Source organism: Chrysiogenia bacterium (assembly GCA_020434085.1).
GTDB lineage: Bacteria > JAGRBM01 > JAGRBM01 > JAGRBM01 > JAGRBM01 > JAGRBM01.
Genome location: JAGRBM010000548.1, coordinates 1 through 6574, shown reverse-complemented (window position 1 = coordinate 6574; position 6574 = coordinate 1). Strand labels below are relative to the sequence as shown.

Annotated in this window: 6 protein-coding genes; all 6 read right to left on the bottom strand. The window is 63.5% G+C overall.

From position 1 onward, the window contains the following. A partial coding sequence (locus KDH09_18175; protein ID MCB0221632.1) for a PDZ domain-containing protein occupies positions 1-1160 on the bottom strand: 1160 nt, incomplete at its 3' end. 230 nt (positions 1161-1390) lie between these two features. Continuing rightward, a complete protein-coding gene (gene priA, locus KDH09_18170) occupies positions 1391-4033 on the bottom strand; it encodes a primosomal protein N' (protein ID MCB0221631.1) in 2643 nt (880 codons plus the stop codon). Continuing rightward, a complete protein-coding gene (locus KDH09_18165; GenBank protein MCB0221630.1) occupies positions 4011-4163 on the bottom strand; it encodes a hypothetical protein in 153 nt (50 codons plus the stop codon). Before KDH09_18165 ends, priA begins: the two co-directional genes overlap by 23 nt. Further along, the gene (locus tag KDH09_18160) at positions 4160-5077 is read right to left on the bottom strand and encodes a hypothetical protein (protein MCB0221629.1); all 918 of its coding nucleotides are present in this window, start codon (positions 5075-5077) and stop codon (positions 4160-4162) included. The genes KDH09_18165 and KDH09_18160 overlap by 4 nt, the downstream gene beginning before the upstream one ends. 87 nt (positions 5078-5164) lie before the next feature. Next, on the bottom strand, positions 5165-6127 hold the full coding sequence (gene fmt / locus KDH09_18155; GenBank protein MCB0221628.1) for a methionyl-tRNA formyltransferase: 963 nt from the start codon (positions 6125-6127) through the stop codon (positions 5165-5167). After that, positions 6124-6574 (bottom strand): uroporphyrinogen-III synthase (locus KDH09_18150; GenBank protein ID MCB0221627.1); only part of this gene is annotated, 451 nt, incomplete at its 5' end. The genes fmt and KDH09_18150, both read right to left, overlap by 4 nt.

Here is a 6574-nt window from a genome sequence, read left to right as displayed (position 1 = left end):
GAGGCGCTGCCCTCGTTCACCAGCACGACAATCGGATAGTCGGGCTCTGTGCGGAAATGATGCGCGCGTTCGGGCTTGCGGCTCATGCGAGTCACGGTCGAGACAATGTCGCCGCTCTCCAGAAACAGGTCGGAAACCTGAATGGCCTGATCGAGCAAGCCGCCGGGATTGTTGCGCAGGTCGAGCACCAGACCCTTGAATTTGTCGGCGCCGGACACCTCGCCCTGCATGGCGGCGAGCGCGTCTTTGAGATCGCGAGCACTGATTTCCTGGAAACTCGTGAGCCGCACGTAGCCCACGTTGCCGGGCAGCAGTTCGTAACTCACCGATTTGATCTCGATGCGCGCGCGGGTGAGTGAAACCTCGATGGGTTTGGCCTCACCCTCGCGCTGGATGGTCATGTTGACGTCAGTACCCTCGGGACCGCGCAGGCGCTTGACGGCTTCATCGAGGGGCATATTCTCAGTCGATTCATCCTCAATTCGGATGATTTCGTCCCCCGCACGCATTCCTGCGCGGGCCGCCGGCGTATCGTCGAGCGGGCTGACCACCGTGAGCTTGTTCTCGCGCACGCCGACCACGATGCCGATTCCGCCGAAGGAACCCGAGGTGGTCACCATGAACTCGCGATAAATATCCGGTGCAAGAAGTCGCGAGTGCGGGTCCAGGATGTTCATGAACCCGTTGACCGCAACGTATTCGACATCGTGCAGGTCCACCTCGCTCTCGAGATTCTCTTCGATGAAAACGTAGACCTTTTTGAGAATGTCGAGAGTTGCAGGGATCGAACTCAGATAGGAGACGTTGAAGGTCTTGCGCGCCAGATTCATCTGGGCCTTGAGCACCGTGTCGCCGGGCTTGTAGTCGGCCTGGAACTCGGGAACGAGGGCTTCCATGGCACGCAACGCATCGTCGAGACCAACCTCGAAATCAAAGCGCGAGGGATCGATGTAGGAGGCGGAGATCCGCTGAAATGCGGCGGTGGTTACCGGCGCGCTGGCGAGGACCTGCGCCTTGGGGCGCGGCCGGGCTCCCGATTCGGGCCCGAAGGCGAGCAGCGCCAGCAGCGCAACCACAAAGCTGGCCAGCAAGCGCGCCGATCGGGTCACTTTGGTGCCGCGCAGGACATTTCCTGCTTGTTGGGATTTCTTGAATCGCATTCGCGCTTCGCCTGAACCACCACTTTGGAGTGTTTCGGTTGCCGGGCCCGCCATTGGCGGATGCAACTTCTCCAAAAGGCAGCTCCCCGAACCTTGAGGCAAAAGAGGCGTCCCGCAACTGAACGCATAGCAAATGATAGGAACCGACCCACTTCAAATCAACAAAGTCGGCAAAACCATAAGGAAATTAACAACTTTTCACTCTATCGGACATGGGACGGATGTTCCGCCTACATGAGCTCATAAGGGTCGACATCGATGCTCACGCGGCCGCGATGGGCAAAGGAGCCCTCGAACATCCGGCGTTCAAGCCGGTCCAGAACCCCCTGCAGCGTGGCCGGAGAGGCCGCCTTCAGCAGAATCTGCCAGCGATAGCGCCCACGCAGACGGCTCAGCGCAGCCGGGGCGGGCCCCAGAATCCGCAGCTTATCCACGCCCAGCTCGGCTCCCAGCGGCGTGAGCAGCCCCGCAACCTCCGCTGCGGCCTTCTGGGCGGTCTGGGGGTTGGGATCGGAGATTTTTACTGCTGCCAAGCGCCAAACCGGCGGGTAGCGAAGCAGGCGGCGCCCGGCCAGCTCCTGCTCGGCAAATTCCCACAGGCATTGCTCTCCCACGCGGGCGAGCTGGGGGGCCTGGGGATCGAAGGTCTGAAGGAGCACCTTGCCCGGCCGCTCGCCGCGACCGGCGCGCCCGGCGACCTGGGCAAGCTGCTGCCAGCCGCGCTCCTCGGCGCGAAAATCCGGCACCGCCCACGCCAGATCGGCCAGCACCACCGCCACCAGCGTCACCGCCGGAAAATCGTGGCCCTTGGTCACCATCTGCGTGCCCAGCAGGAAATCGATCTCCCCGTTCTGCATTTTCTCGAGCGTCTTCTCGAGGGCGCCCTTGCGACCAAGTACGTCGCGATCGAGGCGCGCGATCCGCGCGTCGGGGAATTCCTTTGCAAGCGCTTCTTCGAGCTGCTGGGTTCCCAGCCCCGCCGGGTGCAGATGCGTTCCGCCGCACTGGCTGCACTGCGCGGGAGCGTGGGTTTCATACCCGCAGTAGTGGCAGGCAAGCTTGGCGCCCTGCATGTGCACGCGAAGTCGCACGTCGCAGTTTGGGCACTCGATCTGAAAACCGCAGTCATGGCAAAGCAACGTGGAAGCAAAGCCGCGCCGGGGAAGGTAGAGAATCGCCTGATCCTTCGCCGCGAGGTTTTCCTCGAGCGCGGCGAGCAGTTTTCGCGAAAGGAACCACGGCCGCTGTTTTTCGGCTTCCCAAGCCTCTTCTTTCACCTTGAAATCCGCAAGCATCGCCGCGCGCGCCTCGCCCTCTTCGACAAGACGGCTTTCCTCATAGGGAATTGGTTCCTTGCCCGTGCCGGGTTTGAGCTTTGGTTTTTCGGGTTTCTCGCGCAGGTCGATGAGCTCGATGGTTGGAAACGGACGCCCGGCCACGCGCTCGGGTAGTTCGAGCCGCCGGTACTTGCCGGCCTCGACGTTGGCGATCGTTTCCAGTGAGGGCGTTGCCGAACCGAGCACCACGACGGCACCCTCCAACTGCGCGCGCTTGATCGCCCCGTCGCGCGCATTGTAGGCGGGATTTTCTTCCTGCTTGTAGGTGCTCTCGTGTTCTTCATCGACGACGATGAGCCCCAGGCCCGAGAGCGGCGCGAACACCGCCGAACGAACCCCCAGTGCGACGCGCGCCTTGCCCGAGCGAAGACGCTGCCACTCGTCGTAGCGCTCTCCCGCGCTGAGGCCGCTGTGCAGTACCGCCAGCGTGGGGCCGAAGCGATGTACGAAGCGCGCGGCAAGCCTGGGCGTCAACGCGATTTCGGGAACGAGCACCAGCGCGCTGCGCCCCTGTTCGATGGTGCGCTCGATGGCCCGCAGATAGACCTCTGTCTTTCCGCTGCCCGTCACGCCCCAGAGCAGGGCGGCTGCGAAGTCCTCGGTGCCGAGCAGTTCCTCGATGCTCTGCACCGCGCGCGCCTGCGCGCCGGTGAGCTTGTGGCGCGGCTCTTCCTGCGCGAGCGCTTCGAGACGCTGCCAGGGACTTCGAATCTCCGCTTCTTTTTCGCGGGTGACGTAGCCTTTTTCCAGCAGCGCCTTGAGCGCGGCCTGCGCGCCCGATACGTCGAGTTCACTTGCATCGCTCGGCCCACGTGCGGCGAGCGCATCGTACACCTCGGCCTGCTTGGCGGCGCGCGTTTCAAGTGCCTCGCGCTCATCGCCCGGAATCTCCAGCGCGCTCCACTTCCAGATCTCCCGACCGGTGGCGCCGCTACTGGGGCGTTCCCACTCGATGCTCAGCGCGCCCGCGCGTTCAAGCAGTCGCAACCTGGAGTGCAGGGCCTCACGTCCAGCCTTGCGGCCGAGCTTGGCAACGAAGATAAGGCCCTCGGTATCGACGAGCATTTCGAGCGCGGCGTAGTAGACCTCGCGCGCGCCGGCGGGAAGCGAGGCGATGTCCACGAGTTCGCCTTCGGCCGGAAGGGAAAGCCGGATCTGTTCGGGACCGCTGGCCCAGCCCGCGCCCGGCGGCCCGGCAAGTCGGGCGAGTTCTCCGATGGAGGCGCGGTAGTAGCGCGCCGCCCACTCGCAAAGGCGCGCGGCCCCCGCGTCGATGATCGGGTGCGAATCGAGCACGTCGGCAATTGGGCGAATCTTTTCTTCAGGAACATGCGCCGGCGGCGCGTCGATGCGCTCCCACACGACGCCGACCAGTTGGCGGCGACCGAATGGAACCAGAACCCGGTGCCCGGCCTTTGCCAGGGCGTCCATGGTTTCTGGAATGCGATAGGTGAAGAGTTCCCGGTGGGGCCCTGGAACGGCGACTTGCGCGAATTCACCGCCCGAGGGCGGTTCAGGCTTCCTCGGACGCTTCATGGCGCTTGCGTTCTTCGGACTCGCGAATCTGGCGGCGCCGGAGCTTGCCCCAGAAAAAAGACGCGCCGTGGATGAAGGACACCACCGTGGCAAGGAGAATCCAGTCCCACTTGTTGAACTGCTCGATCATGGCGCCTCCGGCGCGGCGGGTTTTGGCGCCGGTTTCTCTGGGGCGCCGGCGGCATCGTCCTCAGGGGCGAGCGAGCCGCGCAGCACTGCGGGATCGACTTCCTCGGGCATGTATTTTGGAGAGAGCCGCGCCGAGAGCAAGGTGAACTCATCGGTGAGCTTGCCGCCGACGAAAATTTGAATGCGCGAGGGGAAATGGCGCAGGATGTCGTTGCCGTAGCCGCTCATCACCGTCTTGTACTCGGTGGCGGTGCCGGCAGCATCATCCACCCAGTTGAGCAGGATGGGCATGAAGTCGCGGTTGTCGAAGAGCAGTCTGGACTTGGGCTCGCCCTCGGGCGGGTCGGGCTCACCATAGCCCTGCCCCATCAGGTAGCCCACTTCCCCGTCACCATAAGGTGCGAGCTTTGTGTGGTTCCAGGCGATGCCCCACTTGGCAATACGCGTGAGCATCCAGAGCACGTAGCCCGAGTCGATCAGGACGTACTGATTTTGCAGCGCTTCGAGCTCTTCGGGGCTGATGGCTTTCCCGATGGAGAAGAGCCAGGGAAAATCGTAACGCGCAGCCACGGCGCGACCGAGGTCCTTGGTACCTGCCACAGCGAGGCTTTCCTGGCCGTTACCTACCACCACAAGCGGCGCGACCTTGGGATCGGTGCGCTCGATACGGAAAGCGCCGTCGCGCGCGAAGAGAATGCGCGCCTCGGAAACGTCTGGAACCTGCTCTTGCACCTCGGGATCGAAACGCTGGTGCTTCATCCGCACTTCAAACTCGTGATAGCGCAGGATGCGACCTGCCCAGTATTGGACGAGTTTTTCTGGCGGCAGGCGGTAGGCCAGTGCGATCGATGCCACGCCAAACACCCCCATCAGGGCGATCAACGTGAACACTCGGCGCGTTTTGGGTTTTTGCATCATGCGAAGTTCCCGGTCCCCTGCCCTATAGCCGCCGCGGCTGGCCGGGGAAAGCGCGTCGTGACAGCAGATGTCACAGTCGGCGCATCACTCGGGTGCCGGATTGGGCGCGGGGGCGGCAGAGAGGGCCGTGCCCGCCTCGATGGCAAAACCCCGCAGCAGGGCGTCGGCACTCATGGCTTTTTTCCCCTCAAGCTGCACGTCGAGCAATTCGAGGGCGCCCTCGCCGCAGGCAACAACCAACCGATTGCTTGAATCGGTCACTTCGCCGGGCGCGCCATTTCCCGCAATCGCACGCGCGCGCAGGACTTTGAGCATCTTCCCCTCTACGCGCGTCCAGGTCCCCGGCCAGGGTTGCAGAGCGCGCACCTGACGGGCGAGTTCTGCCGCCGGACGGCTCCAGTCGAGCGCGCCGCTCTCTTTCGTCAGTCGCGCGGCGTAGGTCAGGCCTTCTTCACTCTGGGGAACTTCGGTGAACTCACCGGCGAGAATTTTTGGCAGGTCTTTTACAAGGAGCGTCGCACCCGCCTCGGCGAGTTTGTTCTCCAGCGTGAGCCCGTCGTCTTCATCGGTGATGGAAACGGTTTTCCGTGAAAACACGCCGCCGGCGTCAAGGGCCTGCACGACACGCATCAGGCAAACGCCGGTCTCGGAGTCGCCGGCCCAGATCGCGTGGGCAATGGGCGAGGCCCCACGCCAGCGCGGCAGCAGTGAGGCGTGCACGTTGACGAAACCGTGTTCAGGCAGATCGAGCAGCCATTGCGGAAGAATGAGCCCGTAGGAAGCAACAATCGCGACAGTGGGCCGGTGCTTTTGCGCAAGGGCCTCGAGCTGCTCGCGCGCTTCGGGGGTCTTGAGCGACGGTGTCTGATAGACCTCGATTCCCTTCTCGAGGGCGTAGGTCTTCACCTCGCACATCTGCATCTTGTGGCCGCGGCCTTTCGGACGATCGGGCTGGCAGGCGGCAAGGCTCACAGGGAGTCCCGCTTCCACCATTCCCGCAAGAATGGTGCGCGCAAATTCCGGCGTGCCGAAAAACCAGTAGCTCATTTTGCGTAGTAGGCCACCACGGCTTCGATGAGTTCGGGGATGGTGTAATTGGGCGGCTGGATGTCGATCTTGAGGCCGAATTCTTCGGCCGTCTTCGCGGTGATCGGACCGATGCACGCGATGGTGCATTTTTCCTGCACCGTCGGTGCGAGGTCCTCGCCCACGAGCTCGAAGAAATTCTTCACCGTCGACGAAGAGCTGAAGGTAACCAGATCGATGCCGCCGTCTTCGATCATCTCGCGAAGCCGCGCGCCGCCGCCCTCGGGAAGGACGCTCTGGTAGACGGGCGCGACGAGGACTTCGTTGCCCATCTTGCGTAGCTCTTCGGGCAGCACTTCGCGCGCTTCCTTCGCGCGCGGAATGAGCACCTTCTTGCCGGTCACGCCCTGCTCGCTGAAGTAGGCAACGAGCCCCTCGGCGTCGAACTCGCGCGGCACGATCTCCACG